General features: G+C 45.4%; 16 protein-coding genes. 4 read left to right on the forward strand and 12 right to left on the reverse strand.

Going from position 1 to position 16,512, the window contains the following annotated elements; translation table 11 throughout:
• Positions 1-43: 43 nt before the first annotated feature.
• From G3570_RS15165 to G3570_RS15190, 6 genes are all read right to left on the reverse strand, one after another.
• Entirely contained in the window at positions 44-1,432 is a 1,389-nt protein-coding gene (locus G3570_RS15165) for a tyrosine phenol-lyase (RefSeq protein WP_165143672.1), read from the reverse strand.
• A gap of 225 nt (positions 1,433-1,657) precedes the next feature.
• Positions 1,658-3,481 (reverse strand): hypothetical protein, encoded by a 1,824-nt coding sequence (locus G3570_RS15170; protein ID WP_165143673.1) that lies wholly within the window; start codon positions 3,479-3,481, stop codon positions 1,658-1,660.
• Between the two features lie 48 nt (positions 3,482-3,529).
• A complete protein-coding gene (locus G3570_RS15175) occupies positions 3,530-4,582 on the reverse strand; it encodes a COX15/CtaA family protein (RefSeq protein WP_165143674.1) in 1,053 nt (350 codons plus the stop codon).
• A gap of 126 nt (positions 4,583-4,708) precedes the next feature.
• Positions 4,709-5,161 carry an RrF2 family transcriptional regulator gene (locus tag G3570_RS15180; RefSeq protein ID WP_165143675.1) on the reverse strand — a complete coding sequence of 151 codons (453 nt, stop codon included), beginning with the start codon at positions 5,159-5,161 and terminating at the stop codon, positions 4,709-4,711.
• Positions 5,162-5,398: 237 nt separating this feature from the next.
• On the reverse strand, positions 5,399-5,611 hold the full coding sequence (locus G3570_RS15185; RefSeq protein WP_165143676.1) for a dodecin family protein: 213 nt from the start codon (positions 5,609-5,611) through the stop codon (positions 5,399-5,401).
• A 56-nt stretch (positions 5,612-5,667) separates the two neighbouring features.
• Positions 5,668-5,976 (reverse strand): sll1863 family stress response protein, encoded by a 309-nt coding sequence (locus G3570_RS15190; protein ID WP_165143677.1) that lies wholly within the window; start codon positions 5,974-5,976, stop codon positions 5,668-5,670.
• Between the two features lie 665 nt (positions 5,977-6,641).
• Between G3570_RS15190 and G3570_RS15195 the strand changes: the two genes are divergently transcribed.
• Complete coding sequence (locus G3570_RS15195; RefSeq protein ID WP_165143678.1) at positions 6,642-7,511, forward strand: mechanosensitive ion channel family protein; 870 nt, start codon at positions 6,642-6,644, stop codon at positions 7,509-7,511.
• A gap of 99 nt (positions 7,512-7,610) precedes the next feature.
• On the opposite strand, the gene G3570_RS15200 is transcribed toward G3570_RS15195, so the two are convergent.
• Positions 7,611-10,013 (reverse strand): ABC transporter permease, encoded by a 2,403-nt coding sequence (locus tag G3570_RS15200; RefSeq protein WP_165143679.1) that lies wholly within the window; start codon positions 10,011-10,013, stop codon positions 7,611-7,613.
• A 228-nt stretch (positions 10,014-10,241) separates the two neighbouring features.
• Between G3570_RS15200 and G3570_RS15205 the strand changes: the two genes are divergently transcribed.
• On the forward strand, positions 10,242-11,168 hold the full coding sequence (locus tag G3570_RS15205) for a metallophosphoesterase (protein WP_165143680.1): 927 nt from the start codon (positions 10,242-10,244) through the stop codon (positions 11,166-11,168).
• A 67-nt stretch (positions 11,169-11,235) separates the two neighbouring features.
• Here G3570_RS15205 and G3570_RS15210 read toward each other — a convergent pair whose 3' ends face one another.
• Positions 11,236-12,264 carry an LLM class flavin-dependent oxidoreductase gene (locus G3570_RS15210; protein WP_165143681.1) on the reverse strand — a complete coding sequence of 343 codons (1,029 nt, stop codon included), beginning with the start codon at positions 12,262-12,264 and terminating at the stop codon, positions 11,236-11,238.
• A gap of 635 nt (positions 12,265-12,899) precedes the next feature.
• On the opposite strand from G3570_RS15210, the gene G3570_RS15215 reads away from it, so the two are divergent.
• Complete coding sequence (locus tag G3570_RS15215; RefSeq protein ID WP_165143682.1) at positions 12,900-13,475, forward strand: sigma-70 family RNA polymerase sigma factor; 576 nt, start codon at positions 12,900-12,902, stop codon at positions 13,473-13,475.
• Positions 13,476-13,816: 341 nt separating this feature from the next.
• Here G3570_RS15215 and G3570_RS15220 read toward each other — a convergent pair whose 3' ends face one another.
• The 3 genes from G3570_RS15220 to G3570_RS15230 all read right to left on the reverse strand — a co-directional run bounded on the left by G3570_RS15220 (position 13,817) and on the right by G3570_RS15230 (position 15,121).
• Positions 13,817-14,383, reverse strand: coding sequence for a DinB family protein (locus G3570_RS15220; protein WP_165143683.1), 567 nt, complete (start codon positions 14,381-14,383; stop codon positions 13,817-13,819).
• Between the two features lie 241 nt (positions 14,384-14,624).
• Positions 14,625-14,786 (reverse strand): hypothetical protein, encoded by a 162-nt coding sequence (locus G3570_RS15225; RefSeq protein WP_165143684.1) that lies wholly within the window; start codon positions 14,784-14,786, stop codon positions 14,625-14,627.
• Positions 14,787-14,920: 134 nt separating this feature from the next.
• Entirely contained in the window at positions 14,921-15,121 is a 201-nt protein-coding gene (locus G3570_RS15230) for a hypothetical protein (RefSeq protein WP_165143685.1), read from the reverse strand.
• A gap of 468 nt (positions 15,122-15,589) precedes the next feature.
• On the opposite strand from G3570_RS15230, the gene G3570_RS15235 reads away from it, so the two are divergent.
• Entirely contained in the window at positions 15,590-16,051 is a 462-nt protein-coding gene (locus G3570_RS15235) for a hypothetical protein (protein ID WP_165143686.1), read from the forward strand.
• Positions 16,052-16,074: 23 nt separating this feature from the next.
• On the opposite strand, the gene G3570_RS15240 is transcribed toward G3570_RS15235, so the two are convergent.
• The gene (locus tag G3570_RS15240) at positions 16,075-16,416 is read right to left on the reverse strand and encodes an STAS domain-containing protein (protein WP_165143687.1); all 342 of its coding nucleotides are present in this window, start codon (positions 16,414-16,416) and stop codon (positions 16,075-16,077) included.
• Positions 16,417-16,512: the final 96 nt, after the last annotated feature.

Raw genomic sequence — 16,512 nt, forward strand, 5'->3', positions numbered from 1 at the left:
TTACCACTAAGGCACTTAGACAGTTAGTGTCTTAGTGGTAAATTTATCGTTTTTTAAAGCGTGACTGAAAGAATCGCAGGTACTCGGGTTCGTAGTCAAACTCCAGTCCGGTGATCTCTTCCCTGTTTTTATATACGGCTTCAACCGATTCGGCCACTACATCCATATGCGCCTGGGTGTAGACCCTTCTGGGTATGGTGAGGCGCACCAGTTCCAGTTCGGGATAGTTATGCTCGCCGGTTTCGTGGTTCCTCCCGGCAGAAACCACGCCCCGCTCCATGCTGCGCACACCCGAATCTACATACAGCGCGGCAGCCAGGGTCTGAGCCGGAAGTTCATCCTGACTAAGATGGGGCAGAATTTTCCTTGCATTAAGAAAAACACCGTGACTCCCAATGGGTTTGACGATCGGGACACCCATATCCAGCAATTTTTCTCCCAGGTATTGAACTTGTCCGACCCGGGCTCTGATATGATTCTCCTCAACAGATTCGGTGATGCCGATAGCAAGTGCTTCCATATCACGTCCGGCCATGCCACCATAGGTATGAAGGCCCTCATAAACTACGACCATGTTTTGAGCCAGTTTGAATAGCTCTTCATCATTAAGGGCAAGGAAGCCCCCGATATTAACCAGTGCGTCTTTTTTTGCACTCATTGTGGCCCCATCGGTAAGTGAGCAGATTTCATGGACAATATCTTTAATGGGTACATCTTCATAGCCCGGCTCACGCTGTTTTATGAAATAGGCGTTTTCAGCTACGCGGGTCATATCGTGGATGATGGGGATATCATACTTGTCGGTGAGCTCCCTGACTTTCTTGAGATTTCCAAGAGATATCGGCTGTCCCCCTGCCATATTCACCGATGTGGCAATGGACACATAGGGTATGCGGTCGGCTCCCTTCTCTTCGATGAGTCTTTCCAGCTTTTCGAGGTCTACATTTGCCTTGAAGGGATGCTCGTTTTCAGGGTCGTGGGCCTCGTCGATGATCACATCCACAAAGGTGCCCCCGGCCAGCTCCTGGTGTAGCTTGGTGGTGGTGAAATACATATTTCCGGGCACAAAATCGCCCTCTTTAATCATCAGTTGCGATATGATATGTTCGGCACCTCTTCCCTGGTGGGTCGGAACCACATGCTTATACCCATAAAATTTTTGGATGGCCTCTTCCAGGTGATAGAAATTCTCACTGCCTGCATAAGCTTCGTCGCCCAGCATCATACCGGCCCATTGCCGGTCGCTCATGGCAGAAGTACCGCTGTCGGTCAGCAGGTCAATATACACATCACGGGATCGCAGCAGGAAGGTATTGTATCCGGCCTCCTCGATGGCCTCTTGCCGCTCTTCCCTGCTAATCATTCGTACGGGCTCAACCATTTTGATTTTATAGGGTTCGGCCCAGGATCGTTTTCTTTCATCCGATTTCATAAATGATATCCTCTAATTTTCTCGTTGTTAAAAATTAACCCGCCGGTGCAATTTGTTCGAGAATCAATGTTAAACCTTCGGCTTGTTTTTGCCTTTGGATTGGGTTTGGCGCAGCTTTTCAAAAGCATTATCCCGATTCCCCGGGCTAAAGCCCGGGGCAACTAAAACTGAAGCCCGGGACAATTAATGCTGATACCCGGGGCTTTTAATATTGCCGAAATATTATCAGTTCCGGGTTGCTACACACTGTTCGTTTTCCAGCTCATTAAACATTTTTTGCAGGCGTATCTTTTGCTTTTCAACAGTACTTGAAATGGAAGTGATGTTTTCGTCTTTATAGGAATCTGACTTCGCAATTTCAAGGCAGTATTCCATACCCTCTTCCAGGTTTTTTCTGAAACGGTCAAACTTTTTACGATCACCACCGGAGCCTTCACTTTCGGACATCAAATCCTCCAGATAGTCCACATACATTACCATTTCTTTGGCAAACATATGGGGACGTTGTGGGGGAACCAGAGAGTTACCGCGACCGTAAATATGATCAATCATTTCTCGCAGGCTGTATTCCCTGTCGAACCAGGCGATGTTGGGACCGGGACAGATTGCCTGCGGGGCACGATGTTCTTCAAGTATCTCAAGGTCAATCAGGGCACCGTTGCCCAGGTGATCGCAAAGGCATGATTTCTCAAGGACCTTGGCTCGCATTAGCTCTTTTTCAGCTTCCGCAATATTTTGTTGGTTGATCTGGTCGATTTTCAGCAGTTGATACTGATTGGAAGCCGTGCATATAGGGTTTTCTGTGAACTCAGTATTCGATTCCAGAAAGCCTTTGGGGCACGGAGAGCCGGGTTTATCTTTATCGATGCGTTCCCGGTGCCAGTGTTCCGAACCCGTACCCTTTATATTATTAAAAGGCACGCCTAAGGGTGAAACACCGCTCAGGTACAGATCCTCTTCCTTTGCACCTTCAAGCAGGTTTCGTGTCTTCTTATCCACCGTGGTGGCTTCCGGAACCAGCAGGAAGGGACTCCCCCATCCGGTGGCATCCATTTCAAAATCGTTGAGCAATCGTTCTGCTTCTCCCGAGGTACCTATGCCGCCCTGAACGGTCAGGCGCGGTTCGGTGACTTCCCAGCCGGAAGGAAACTCACCCTGCTTATCTTCATAGTAACTCTCAATAAGCGGTCTAATAGCTGAACTCAGCATGTCACGTTTTTCACGGAACTCTTTCAGGAGTGATGGGAGCAAATACCCGTCGGATGCAAAGGCATGTCCCCCACAATTGAGTCCTGATTCAATGCGATACTCAAATACTTCAAGACCTTTTTTTGCCAGGTATTTTCCCTGAATTAGCGCTGAGCGAAAATCACTCACCTTGAGAATAATTTTCTTCTTGATCCTACCACCGGCGTCGCGATAGAAATCCTTGAATTCACTTAAATAATTATAAAGCCTTGGATTGAAACCGGCTGAAAGCACCAGGCTTGAAGAGAGTACACTGTTGGCATAACCCCTAAGTGCGGCACTGGCATCACTGAACTCGGAACTCATCGGCTTTTGATCTTTATCGTAGTTCAGCCCATCTACTTTTGCCATAATATTTACATCGATAGAACCGGGTTGCATCAATTTGTTCAGTTCTTTTGTCAGACGATCGCGCAGGGCATTCTCCTTGGTTTGCATCAGCTGCCTGTATTTGTTTTTCAGCGTGCTGCCATCGGGTAGCAATTCAAAGTATTTCGCCTTCTCATTCTTTTCGAAAAAGGGCTGATTTTTAATCGATTCGAAGGTTTGCTCTACGACCTGCTGCACCAGGTTGAGATAAGCGGTTATTCTGCGGGCGCGACCGTCTTCCGCATTTCTTGCGATGTTGGAATAAGGAAAGTCAAACTTTTGGCAATAATGTTTGCGGATGCGTTCGATGAGCAAGTCATCAACAATTGAAATAACAGAATTTATGCCATATGGACCGACTCGTATGGGTGAATCAATAGAATGGCCGGTTCCCATGACGGGAATAGAAAATGTGTGGGGTGACAAAGACATAAGTGAGTTTATTTGTACTGAGTTAATTGAAATTTGATGTACTTCCGTTTAGGCACCGTTCAGACTTTTACCAGTGCGATAATTTGTTTTGAGCTCGTGATAATAGAAGAGCCAGGCTATCCAGAAAATCATAGCAAAGCCCTGGTGAATTACTCCCAGTGCGACCGGCACCTGGTACAGTACGGTGAATACTCCGAGCAGGTATTGAAGAATTATCAGCATGAAAAGGATGCCGGCTTTGAGACGCAATGATTTCAAAGCATTTGCATTTAGGGTTCTCAGCCAAAGTCCGGTGACCAGTAGAAGTAACAAGGTTCCCAGGATGCGATGAACCCACTGAACAGTCCCGGGATTTTCCAACAGGTTGATCAGGAGTGGTTGCATGGACCAGACATTTTGCGGAAGCCACTCGCCATTCATCATGGGGAAGGTGTTGTAGATAAATCCTGCATCCAGTCCGGCCGTAAATGCTCCCCAGATTATTTGCAGGGCAAACAGTGCTGCTGTTGTCAGTGCCCAGGCATTCAGATCTACTGTTTGTTTCAGCCTATGTCTACGCCGGTTATGATACAGATCCAATGCATACCAGCTGCAAAAACTCACCAGTACAAAAGCCAGCATCAGGTGCAATGCCAGGCGGTAATGGCTCACATAGGGTACATCCACCAGTCCGCTTTTCACCATAATCCAGCCCATGGCACCTTGTATAGCGCCAAGGCCGAAGAGAATCAATGCCCGGTTTCGCATTTTTTCACTGAAATATCCGCGTATCCAGAAAAAGAGAAATGGAAGCAGGAATACTACACCGATTATTCTGCCAAGCAGCCGGTGTATATATTCCCAAAAGAAAATCTGTTTAAACTCCGGCAGGGACATGCCTTCATTCAGCTGTTGGTATTGTGGAAATTGTCGGTACTGTTCGAAAGCCTCTTTCCATTCCGAGGGATTCATTGGGGGAAGGGCACCCATAATCAGGTTCCAGTCAGACATAGAAAGGCCGGATCCTGTAAGCCTTGTAATACCCCCGATGACTACCATCAGAAAGATGAGGGCGGCACCGCTCCAGAGCCATCGACGAATGTATTTGTTACCTGTTTGCATAGGTCTATAGCACTCTGTTCAAGGTTCCGGCGGTGATGGTGCAATGATAAGGCCAATTGTACATAGGAGTCCGGCGTCTAGTAAAGTATAAAAGAGTATTTAATCTGATATTATTACAAATTTTTTTTACCCCCACTCAAAGCTGCCGTCTGCTGTAATTCTAAGATTCAGGTTTTTTCCTTTCTCAGCAAGTTCTACCAGGTTGGTTGATTGCAACATGGCTCGGATGTTGTCTCGGGCATCGGCCCACTGGTCATGAATGGGACAAGGTTTCTCCTCTCCACAGCCCGGAAGTCCAAGGGCGCATTCGGTGAATAAATCATTACCGTCAATGGCTTCTACGATTTCATAGAGGCTGATCTTCGAGCCTTTTTTGGTCAGGCGAACACCGCCTTTGGGACCCTTTTGAGATTCCATAAGTCCGGCGGCGGTAAGTTGTTGCAGGGTTTTGGTAAGAAAGTGGAAGGAAATATCCAGACTTTCACTCATCTCCCGAATGGAGATATACTCGCCATCCTGGTTGGCGGCAAGATAGAGTGAAGCTCTCAAACCATAAACACAAGAACTAGATAGAAGCATAGCCGATTGTACGCATTATAAGATAATGAAGTCTTAAATATAGGATCTTTTTTGTATAAGTGCAGGCTTATTTTGATCCGAAAGGAGAATGTAGGTCAGGGATGATGTAGGTCGAAGAAAGTGGCGGTTTATGACATATTAATCCTGCCTTTTCCGAAGAATAGGGAATTGAAAATGAATGCCAGATTAAAAAACCCCTTGCCGCTTATAGGAAAGGGGTTCTTTAGGTTATATCTATCAGCCGGCAGGTTGTTTTTTCAGAACAAAAGTTACCTTGGCATCGATGCGGTATTTACTCACACTGCCATTGTCTACAATTGCCTGGATATTTTCAACATATACGCTTCTGATATTATCTATGGACTTCGACGCTTCCTTGACTACATTTTGAATGGCGTCTTCCATAGTATTGCCTTCCCCCATTACTTCAATGACTTTTGCTAAAGACATACTATACCTCTCTTCTTTGTTTATGGAATTGTTGAGTCACTCAGAAGCTGCTTACATCACTTTTCAAATAACTCTTCACGGATGGATCGCAGTCCTTTCTTTGAGTCTTTTAACAGCTTATTAAGGTCGTCTTTTAAAGGATCTAAAGCCTTTTCACCGGAATCTTTCAGTTTGTTAAGCTTATCCTGCATTTTAGACCTAAGGTTATCAAGATCGCTTACTTTTTTACGGTACTTGTCTTCCAGTTCATCAAACTGATCGTCGATATCGTCTTCGAGTTTTTCGAGTTCTTTGTCCCAACTCTTCAGTTTGTCAGACAATTCATCGATATAATCTTCTCGCTTCGTTCTTTCCATTTTTTCCATAACAGGCTCGCAGTTAATTGGTGTCGACCACCGGTTCAAAGTGAATGTAATTTGGGAGTTCACCAATACCGGTTTTAGACGGTTGTTTTCTTGTTGTAAAAGGTCATTAACACGGTGATGAAATTATAGAGGCTAAGTCAGAGAAAATTTGAGGGGAGAACCACTACATCTGAGGGATAATCAAGCTCGAAAGTACAGCATTAAGGTAAATTCCTGTATAAAATAGTAAGCAGAAATGGCGAAGTTCCCTGTACCGGCCAACCTTTCACATCCTCACACAGTTACTCTACTAAAACCGAACTCTCGGAAAAGCAGGTAATTCTGCAACCTTTTTATGAAACGGCAGGTATGTTCTCTGTTTTTTTGAGTTTGCACTTTACATCAAGAGAATTTGTTGCCTGTCTATCCAATTTCCTTCCGAATCCGATACTCGCTTCCTTGCATACCATTGTACTGCTGCATTAGATGATCGACAAGATTCATCCTTTAGGATGCGGTCGGCATTTCTATAGCACTTCTGTTATGCCGTGAAGCTTATATCTGGTTCCACATCGAATACAAAGGCAGGCAGAACGAAAACGGCTAGTTCCGATTTACTTTGATCTGTTAGTTTAATTATACTGATGTTTAAGAGTAGTAAACCGTAACGAATTTGAGAGCATCGTATGGCAGGCAAAATCATTGATAATATCTATTCAAAACTCGGGGAGGTATTCGATCCGGAAACTATAGGCACCCTGCTTGCAAACGGAATCATCAACATTTTCGTGATTGTAGCGGTCTTTCTGATTTTCTACCTGCTTTGGAAAGTTCTAAACTGGCTGTTGCAGCCGATCTTCAGGCGAAGCAAGATGGACGAAACCACAACCATTTTTGCAAACTCGCTGATCAAGTATGGGATCCTGATACTCGGACTCATTACCGCTCTCGATTCCGTCGGCATCAAGACATCGGCCGTACTGGCATCTTTGGGAATTGTTGGACTTACCATCGGTTTTGCGGCGCGGGATTCACTCTCCAATCTTATTTCGGGAATCATCATCTTCCTGGATAGGCCCTTTGTAATCGGCGACCTCGTAGAAATTGACGGTAAGTATGGACAGGTAGAGCGCATAACCCTTCGTTCCACGCGTGTGGTTACGGTAGACGGCAAGATGCTGGCGGTGCCCAACGTGGATGTGGTAAATAAGACAGTGACCTCCTATACCAATTTCCCTCACCTCCGCCTGGATATTCAGGTTACTATCGGGGTCTCGGAAGACATCGAAAAAGCAAGGAAAATTCTTATGGATCTGGTGTCTGACCCTTCTTATATGGGTGAGCCCCGACCCAGCGTAGTAGTTAGAGAACTGAATGACTACAATGTACTGCTGGAGCTGAGGGTATGGATTGAAAATGAGCGTGAACACCTGCAAGAGAGATTTCGCCTGCGGGAGGCCATCTTCAATGCTTTTAACCGGCATAATATTGAGATGCCTTATGAAACTATACAACTGGCTCCTTTCCGGATGGAGCAAAAGATGTTGGGTAATTGAGGTACTTTAGTTGTTACACGGAGTTTCACAAAGGAGCACAGAGGGACACAGAGGAGTAAATAGGTGTAGGATACTTTGAAAGTGTACTACACCGGAATACTACTCAGTTTTTATACTCTCCACCGGATTCATGTAGGCTGCCTTCAATGTTTGCCAGCTAATGGTCAGCAGTACTATCACAGCCGTTGCTACTGCCGTTATGATAAATACCATGAAGCCTATATCGATGCGATAGGCAAAGTTCTGCAGCCAGCTTTGAATGACATACCATGCAACCGGAACCGCAAGCAGAAAAGCAATACCGGTAAGTTTAAGAAACTCAGAAGAGAGCAGGCCTACAATAGACGTCGTTGTTGCCCCAAGTACTTTTCGGATACCGATCTCCTGCTTTCGCTGCTCGGTCATATATGCCGAAAGTCCTAGCAAACCGAGACAGGCTATTATAATAGCAATAATAGTAAATGCCGTAAAGACATCTCCCAGCCGCTGTTCCTGCCGGAATAGCTGATCGAAATCGCTGTCCAGGAAGGTGTAATCTGCCGGTTCGCCTGCGGCATAATTGTCCCATATGGATTCAACCGTAGCGACCGATTCCCTGGGATCATCGGAATCGAAACGGATTATCATCTCATTGGCCGTTTCCGTGAGTAACAGGGCCATCGGCATGATCTCATTGCGCAGCGATTCAAAGTTAAAGTCTTTCATTACGCCCAGTACCTGGTAGGTTTGTTGAGTACCGGGAAAGAAAATATCTTTCCCCACCGGGTCTTCCAGACTCATCTCTTTTACAGCGGCTTCATTGATGACAATACCGGAAGTATCTGTCGGGAAATCCCGGTTGAAATATCGCCCTTCTTTCATATCAAAGCCCAGGGCATCCTTGTGATCATAATCGGCGTAATACATGGCCATTATGAATTCGTTATCACGATCGGGAAGCCGGAATACTGTGACGTTATTGGTGCCGGGTATGGTGAAGCTACTGTAACTGGCAGCCCCTACCCTGGTATCCGATTTCAATTCTTCCTGGAAAGCCTTCTGGTTATTTCCCAAACGGGAAGTATTGGTCAGCACAAGGGAGTGCTCTTTGTTGAAGCCCAGGTTTTTATTCTGCATGAAATTGAGCTGCTGGTTGACCAGCAGGGTACAGGCAATTAGACTGATGGAAATAAAGAACTGTCCCACCACAAGAGTTCTTCGAAAGCCACCGCTTTTTGCGCCCCGGCTTATTTTCCCTTTTAGTACTTCTACGGGATTGAAAGCGGTCAGGTAAAAGGCAGGATAGCTTCCGGCAAGAAAACCGATTCCAAAGGCCATACCTAAAAGCGTTGCAAGGAACCAGGGTTCAGTGAATATTTGGAGGGTCAATTCTTTGCCTGATAACTGATTAAACCAGGGCAGAATCAGATAGAGCAGTACCATAGAGAATACCATGGCCAATATCACATACATTATGGACTCCACCAGAAATTGAACCATCATGCTTTGCCTATTGGAGCCGAGTGTCTTACGGAGCCCTACTTCCTTGGCACGTCCGGCCGCACTGGCAGTAGAAAGGTTCATGAAGTTAACACATGCGATGATGATCAGGAAGATACCCACCGCGCTGAAAATATAGATATAGGTTATATCACCCGGCGGTTCGAAACTGGTCTGTACATTGGGCGCATTGAGATGCAGATCGGTAATCGGTATGGCAAAAAAGCCGTATTTACCTCCCATTTCACGCATCTTTTCAAGGCTCATTCCGGCAAAACGCTCGATTTCGGGGCCGACATATTTTTGAATGAGGTCTTCAAAACCGGCCTGAATTTGGGCTTCACTCACCCCCGGGGCTGTTTCGATATAGGTATTGAGATTGTTGTTTAACCACTGTGTGCTTTGACTGTAATCGGTTGAACTGAAAGAAAGCAGTATATTAAAACGGAAATGGGAGTTATGCGGCGGGTCGGCATTTACTCCGGTCACCTCATACGAAGTTTTATCATTGCCCACAATGAGCGTCTTTCCCATTGCATTCTCATTTCCAAAGTACTTACGTGCCATCGATTCGGTAATGACAGCTTTGTTGGGACCCAACAGTGCTGTTCTTTCATCTCCCCTAAGCAGCTGGTAGCCAAAGAAATCATAGAAGTTGGAGTCCGCCCAGAAAACGTCCTGTTCAGTAAACGCACGGTCTTCATATCGGATTACCATGTTTGAAAGAGCGTTGGTTCGGGTGGCATTAATAACGCCGGGCATCTCTTCAACGGTTGCACCGGCCATGGGTGGTGGCGTGAAGACACCCTGCACTTCCTGGTTGCCGATTTTTCCATTTAGGGCAACAACCGATTTATGTTCAACATTAGGATGGAAATTGTCATAACTGAGTTCGTCCTGCACATAGATTAAGATCAGGATGGCAGCTGTAATACCGATAGATAAGCCCAGCAGGTTAAGAAAAGAGTAGTATTTCTTTTTGAGGATGTTTCTAAAGGCAACTTTAAGATAATTTGACAGCATGACGGTCCCGACACTATTACATTCCCGATTGTTATATGAGCAATACGCAGCAGTTTGCCATGAGTTTCATTGCAGATTCTTTTACTCCTTTTCTAACTTAAGGACATCTAGAGTGAAACGGAATATTTCGAGCTTTGATATAGTTATCTTTAGTGCTAATGCATGAATAGATTCATTGGGAGGAACCGGTAACAGGCTATTAAAATTTTTAAAAGATCAGCACCAATTATGTACGATATCATTGGAGACATACATGGCTACGCATCGGCATTGAAAAGGCTTCTGGAAAAGCTGGACTACCGAAAGAGCGACGGAGCATACCGGCACCCCGACCGAAAGGTGCTTTTTTTGGGGGATTATATTGACCGGGGCCCTGAGGTACGAGAAACCCTCCGACTCGTTCGGCAGATGGTTGATGCCGGTCAGGCGATTGCGCTCATGGGCAACCATGAGTTGAACGCCATCTTCTATAATGAACCGGATGGAAGAGGCGGCTATCTTCGTCCGCACTCCGAAAAAAACCGGAAGCAGCACCGGGAGACGCTGAAAGATTTTGAAGGGAACAGGGATGACTATCAATCATATATAAGCTGGTTTAAAACGCTCCCTCTCTTCCATGAGACGGAGAGCTTCAGGGCTATTCACGCCTGCTGGGATTCGTCAATGATCGATGAACTTCAGAACCATGTAGAAGGAAACATGCTGCCTGACGAAGATTTTAGGGAAGCGGGAGATCGTAATACCCGTCTTTATGATCTTTTAGAAACCTTGTTAAAAGGCCGTGAGGTAACCTTACCCGAGGGACTTAGTTTCAGGGATAAGGACGGACACCGCCGGGATGAAGTCCGCGTACGGTGGTGGCTGGATCCACAAAAGGTCACTCTGGAGGATTGGAGTTTTGCCGAGGAGATGGAAGGCAGCACAAATGGTAATTTTGATCCCGCTGATTACCAGGATGGCTACTATACAGAAGATGAAAAGCCGGTTTTTTTCGGACACTACTGGCTTTCGGGGAAGCCGGAGTTGGAACGCAGCAATGTCTGCTGCCTGGATTACAGCATAGGCAAAGGAGAGAAGCTGGCAGCCTACCGTCATGAAGGCGAAGAGGAGCTGGTCGAAAGCAAATTGAACTGGGTTGAATGGCAGGGCCGTTGATGTAGGTGAAATTTTGCCCTGCCCAATCCATTTGATGCTCAATTTAATACGCCGCCGGAACCGTTTTTCAATCCCTAAGCTCTTTATTAACCTTTGGCGCTACCTCGGTTGCGAACAATTCAATCGAACGCATCAGTTTCTTATGGTCTATACTTCCCACGCTCATCTGCAGCAGAAAACGGTCGTGACCGAAAATTTCATGCTGGTACAGTATTTTATCAATCACTTCCTGTGGACTCCCTACGACATTGGCGCCTTCCAGGCTTCGGGAAGCTTTAAACTGTTCACGGGTCATCGGCGGCCAGCCACGTTCTTTACCGATCTTATCCATGGTCTCCTTGAAAGCAGGAAATGCGATATCCCCGGCATCCTGAGAGTCTTCTGCAATAAATCCGTGTGAGTTGATGCTTAATTTTGGCTTATTATGTCCTGCTTCCCGGGCGCCTCTTTCGTGCAGATCGGCCAGAGATTTAAACTGTGCCGGCCTTCCCCCGATTATTCCCAGCGCCATGGGGAGTCCCAGAGCCCCGGCGCGATAAGCCGACTGTGGTGTACCTCCCACGGCAACCCAAATCGGCAGCTCTTTTTGAAGAGGCCTCGGATAGACACCACGGTTATCAATGGAAGGACGGTGCGATCCCTGCCAGGTGATGGTATCCTGCTCACGCAACTTCAGCAGCAGGTCCAGCTTCTCGGAGAAAAGTTCGTCGTAATCTTGCAGATCGTATCCGAAAAGAGGGAATGATTCGATGAAAGATCCGCGTCCGGCCATGATTTCGGCCCGGCCTTCGGAAATGAGATCCAGGGTCGAAAACTGCTGCCAGGTACGAACGGGATCTTCCGATCCCAGAACCGTGACGGCACTGCTCAGACGAATGTTACCGGTTTCTGCGGCTCCGGCAGCCAGAATCGTAGCCGGCGATGAGGAGAGGTACTCCTTGCGGTGATGCTCTCCGATTCCAAATACGTCAAGGCCGGCTTCATCCGCCAATTTGATCTCTTCCAATAGATGCTGCATACGCTCGACGGGTTCCAGCTTTTTGCCGGAATCAGATTCAGGCGTGTTTTCAACGAAGGTATAGATGCCAAATTCCATGGTGCGGGTTTATAGGTTTATTCGATTATTGATTGTATCACTGTGAGATTTAAGATGTGAAGCCAGCTGGCAAATTACTCATTGTCGCCGGCTTTATGAACTTTAAAATGAGCGAAATCGATCACCGGATAAGGCTAACAAGGCAGGCGTGATAAAACCGGAGAATCTATGATAGCGTCCTTTTATACAGGTTATTGGGATGAATACAACAGGTTGTTAACGGCAGAAAAATAAATGCTTTAGATAGCTTGTAACTTTTGTGCTCTTTTGCAGTCTTATTTACTCTGTGAGTTCAATGCATTCAAAGCCTGCATACTTACAGACGATCCCGGCTGCTTGATTGCAGTCGGGGTTTTTTTATGGAACACGGATGACGCGGATGGTACTGATATCCACAGATTTTTATTTGTGTATTCCTTTCATAAATCAGCGCAAATCTGCAGCATCTGTTTCATCCGTGTTCTATTATTTTTGCCTCTCCGGAATGATTTAAAACGGTTTTTGCTTAAAAGTGGTGACTATAAACGGTTCAGATACTTTCTGAAATGTCAGCATGTGCTTTCCGAGCTGGGTTTATAGAATAAAAGGATTGGTTAACGAAATATAGCAATAGAGATAATTTTACACGGGCCGGTATGGCACAATTAACGCGAGATGAGGTCAAGAAACAGGAAGATTTCGAAAAAGAGATCATTCCTCACCTGGATGCAATGTACAATTTTGCACTGAAACTGACGCAGGATCCGGATAAAGCTGAAGATCTGGTACAGGATACCATTGTAAAAGCATTTCGGTTTTTCGACAGTTATGAAATGGGCACCAATCCCAAAGCCTGGGTCTTCCGGATTTTGAAAAACTCCTTTATCAACGACTACCGGAAAAGATCCAAGCAGCCAAACCAGGTGGATTTTGATGAGGTCTCATCCTTCTACGAGACCATTCGTGCCGAGAGTACCGATACCTCCGATTTGGAAGATTTAATGTACCGGGAGTTGGTGGATGATCATGTTTCCGCTGCATTGGAGGACCTGCCCGAAGACTTCCGAACGGTAGTGTTGCTCTGTGATATTGAAGAATTCACCTATGAGGAAGTGGCCACCATGCTTGATGTGCCGATCGGTACCATCCGATCCCGACTTCACCGCGGAAGAAACCTGCTGAAGGCCCAATTACTTGAATACGCAGAGAAGCGCGGATTTGTCACAGATTAACAATTCTATCTGTTTCTTTTGGACATCTTATAGATGTGGCAAGTCGCAAAAATGCCTCTGAGTTAACATAAAGAGTGTTTTTCCGATGAATATTAGAAAAATATTTTTTTCGGGAACAAATTCATTTTGTGCAAGTTAACAAGGCATTACACACACTCTCAATGTGTAATACTCTCTTGATGAATAGTCTATTGCCGGCACTTGATAGGTGCCGGCATGCTTTTTCTACCTTCCCTCTCGTTGTTACTCCCTTATCCCTTATCCCTTATACCTTTTAAATTACTATATTATTACTACGGTGTATAAAGCCTAAATTTTTGAAAGTAGAATAACCCCAACGACTATTGACTCCATGGCGGAGCTACAGCATTCGACCGGGCATAGGCGATAAGTTGACCCAGGTGTTCTGCGGCGTGATCACCCAAAACAAAGACAGCCTGTCTTTTGGTAACCTCATTTCCGAAGAAATCTATTTTTGTCTCAAAGTCTGCCGCACTCATATTTTGGATGCCACTTTTGACATAGGCAACCGACTCCTCAAGAGTGGCTATGGCTTCGTCCTTATTCATTCCGGACTGTTCCAGTGTGCGCGGGTCAACACCCTCTGGAGATTCAAACCCAAGCATGGATCCGAAATAATAGTTTCCGCTGGCCACGTGTAATATCGCTTCCCTTACTGAGCGTATACCCTCGGCCGGGCGCCAGTCGTAAGTATCCATGGGAATTGCTCCGGCCAGCTGAACCATTTTGCCGGTAGTGGTTTGGTAAACATTTAAAAAGTCGGTGACCACGTCTTCGGTACTGGTGTCCTGAGCCTGTACACCGTTAAATGAATAGGCCAGGAGCAACAAAAGAGAAAGCAGGACTGCCCGGCTTATGCCGGCAGAGGTGTGATTAACTTTCTTCATAAGTGTGATTCCTCGTTATTTTGGTTAGGGATTGTATAATGCGTACATCATCAAGAAGAAGTGCAAGGTAGTAATTTTTTTAAAAAGTCTACTGATGAGAAGAGTTACTTTGAATAGAAACAGTCGATTACGGGGAAGGCATCTCATAAAAAAACCCCGCAATCCATTCCGGATCCGGGGCAGTTTAAAAAGCGTTCTGTTACCTGGCGATTATAACGCCGGTGACTGCTTGGGCACTAACTCAGACGGAGGCTGACTTCTCCGTGTTGTTGCTTTCATGCTGTTCAATCAACTCGCTGTAGTCCGGAATCATATCTTCCAGTGAAACATAGAGTGGCTTAATATTTTTTCGGGTTATTGTTTCACCGTACTTCTTTGTTGAATCTTCTATATTTGTGTTCATTGCTAACTTTTATACTGTGGTTGCTGTTACCTTATGCTATCTCTCCGGACGGCAAGGTTTACTTTCGTTATCCTACTCCTATCCTTATATATAATCTACCTGCTAAACTCTGTGATGAATGCGGCTATTGAGAATTACCGGTACCCGCCGGTCAGCTCATATTTTTTGGCTTCTGAAACATCATACCCATCTTCCTTGAGGCTGTCGCGGATGGTACTGTAACGATTGATCAATTGTAAATTACGATCAATCTGATTGGCATGTGATTGCATGTCGGATATTATCTTATCCCACTCCTGCTTTAAAAAAGCTACAGCTTGCTCTTGTTCTGTCATCTCCTATGCACCTAAAATCTATTGTTTGTCTTTCACCCCTTGGAAGGTAGTCAACCTTCCACCGTAGATTGATAACATAGTAGGATTTTATTAGAAAAGATTAAATTAAGAAATATTAATGTGGCATTTTATTTTGATAGGTCTAACAGTTAAGTCTTTACCCTTATTAAAATGTTCAGTGTTTTCAATTAATTCGGTAGGTGTAAACACCCATATTTTAAAATAGGTGTTTCACGTCATCTAAATGAGTGGGATGAGATTTATTTTAGATCATATCATTTACAGACATCCGCTCTGGCAAGGTAATCATTTACCCTGCCCGGGTTTGGGTGTTCCAATCTCAATTTATTGGTCTTATGCCCGGACTCAAATATCTATATCTAACTTGCCTCTGCCTGATTTTGTACAGCTTTATTCCCGAAAGAAATTGAAAAAGAATCTAACAAAATTTATTCCAAGGGAAATATTATGGATAACTTTTCGATTGAGGAGCTGCTCTCCCGGCAGGGAAAGTCATTGAGGAAGGTTCGACACGGAGAGCTTCGAATACGCTCGGGTTGGACTTACAACAAAACTGCAGGTATAACACCTGCAGGATCAGAGAACAGGTTTTACAGCAATGCCTTTTCAATCCACAATGCCCGGATAGTATGCTGGGAGCTAGTTGCAGAACATGAACCGGCACCCGTAAATCGTGATCTTAACTTTGAATTCCGCCTTCATGGAAAAGATGATGCTACCATTGCGAATGCAGTTGCAGACAGCTGGATACCCGCGGGCAGTGACCTCACCGAACAAACTGCTTGCTGGGGATCGGCATATCCCGGCAGCTGGGAAATTGGGAATTATCGCTATAGTATTCATTACAGACCGGATTCAACCAATAAGCAACCGGCTCTTGAGCATAGTATAAGCTTTACAGTGTATTGAAGCTCCCCACTTCTTTAGCCTAATTACTCCCTATAGGCTTCCAGGGCTCCTTCGAGGGTATCATGGTGATCAAATACCTTTAGTATCTGTGATACCATCAGCATACTTTTGATATTTTCGGTAGCAGCACAAATTTTTAAATCTCCGCCCGCATTTCTCATGGTGGTCAAACCTCCAATCAATATTCCGAGCCCGGATGAGTTCATAAATTTCACATTACTGAGATCGACGACGACATTGGTCTTGCCCTCTTCTATCAAATTATGCAAGGTTTCTCTAAAGGTTTCAGCGTCCGGTCCTCCCATCACCTTACCGTTGAGATCTATTACGACGCATCCATATCGTTCATTGACACTATAGTTCATACTTTTACCCCGGATTAATTATGGTTCAGGTGAATTAAAAATTTATGCGTGCTTTAGGATGAACCCGTTTACCTTCTCTAAGCAGAGCGCAACAGC

The sequence above is a fragment of the Halalkalibaculum roseum genome (genome assembly GCF_011059145.1).
In the GTDB taxonomy this organism is placed as follows: Bacteria; Bacteroidota; Rhodothermia; order Balneolales; family Balneolaceae; genus Halalkalibaculum; species Halalkalibaculum roseum.

Excerpts from the sequence above, each read along its gene's own strand:
- G3570_RS15165 (WP_165143672.1), bottom strand. The coding sequence starts at position 1,432 with ATGAAATCGGATGAAAGAAAACGATCCTGGGCCGAACCCTATAAAATC.
- G3570_RS15170 (WP_165143673.1), bottom strand. The coding sequence starts at position 3,481 with ATGTCTTTGTCACCCCACACATTTTCTATTCCCGTCATGGGAACCGGC.
- G3570_RS15175 (WP_165143674.1), bottom strand. The coding sequence starts at position 4,582 with ATGCAAACAGGTAACAAATACATTCGTCGATGGCTCTGGAGCGGTGCC.
- G3570_RS15180 (WP_165143675.1), bottom strand. The coding sequence starts at position 5,161 with ATGCTTCTATCTAGTTCTTGTGTTTATGGTTTGAGAGCTTCACTCTAT.
- G3570_RS15185 (WP_165143676.1), bottom strand. The coding sequence starts at position 5,611 with ATGTCTTTAGCAAAAGTCATTGAAGTAATGGGGGAAGGCAATACTATG.
- G3570_RS15190 (WP_165143677.1), bottom strand. The coding sequence starts at position 5,976 with ATGGAAAAAATGGAAAGAACGAAGCGAGAAGATTATATCGATGAATTG.
- G3570_RS15195 (WP_165143678.1), top strand. The coding sequence starts at position 6,642 with ATGGCAGGCAAAATCATTGATAATATCTATTCAAAACTCGGGGAGGTA.
- G3570_RS15200 (WP_165143679.1), bottom strand. The coding sequence starts at position 10,013 with ATGCTGTCAAATTATCTTAAAGTTGCCTTTAGAAACATCCTCAAAAAG.
- G3570_RS15205 (WP_165143680.1), top strand. The coding sequence starts at position 10,242 with ATGTACGATATCATTGGAGACATACATGGCTACGCATCGGCATTGAAA.
- G3570_RS15210 (WP_165143681.1), bottom strand. The coding sequence starts at position 12,264 with ATGGAATTTGGCATCTATACCTTCGTTGAAAACACGCCTGAATCTGAT.
- G3570_RS15215 (WP_165143682.1), top strand. The coding sequence starts at position 12,900 with ATGGCACAATTAACGCGAGATGAGGTCAAGAAACAGGAAGATTTCGAA.
- G3570_RS15220 (WP_165143683.1), bottom strand. The coding sequence starts at position 14,383 with ATGAAGAAAGTTAATCACACCTCTGCCGGCATAAGCCGGGCAGTCCTG.
- G3570_RS15225 (WP_165143684.1), bottom strand. The coding sequence starts at position 14,786 with ATGAACACAAATATAGAAGATTCAACAAAGAAGTACGGTGAAACAATA.
- G3570_RS15230 (WP_165143685.1), bottom strand. The coding sequence starts at position 15,121 with ATGACAGAACAAGAGCAAGCTGTAGCTTTTTTAAAGCAGGAGTGGGAT.
- G3570_RS15235 (WP_165143686.1), top strand. The coding sequence starts at position 15,590 with ATGGATAACTTTTCGATTGAGGAGCTGCTCTCCCGGCAGGGAAAGTCA.
- G3570_RS15240 (WP_165143687.1), bottom strand. The coding sequence starts at position 16,416 with ATGAACTATAGTGTCAATGAACGATATGGATGCGTCGTAATAGATCTC.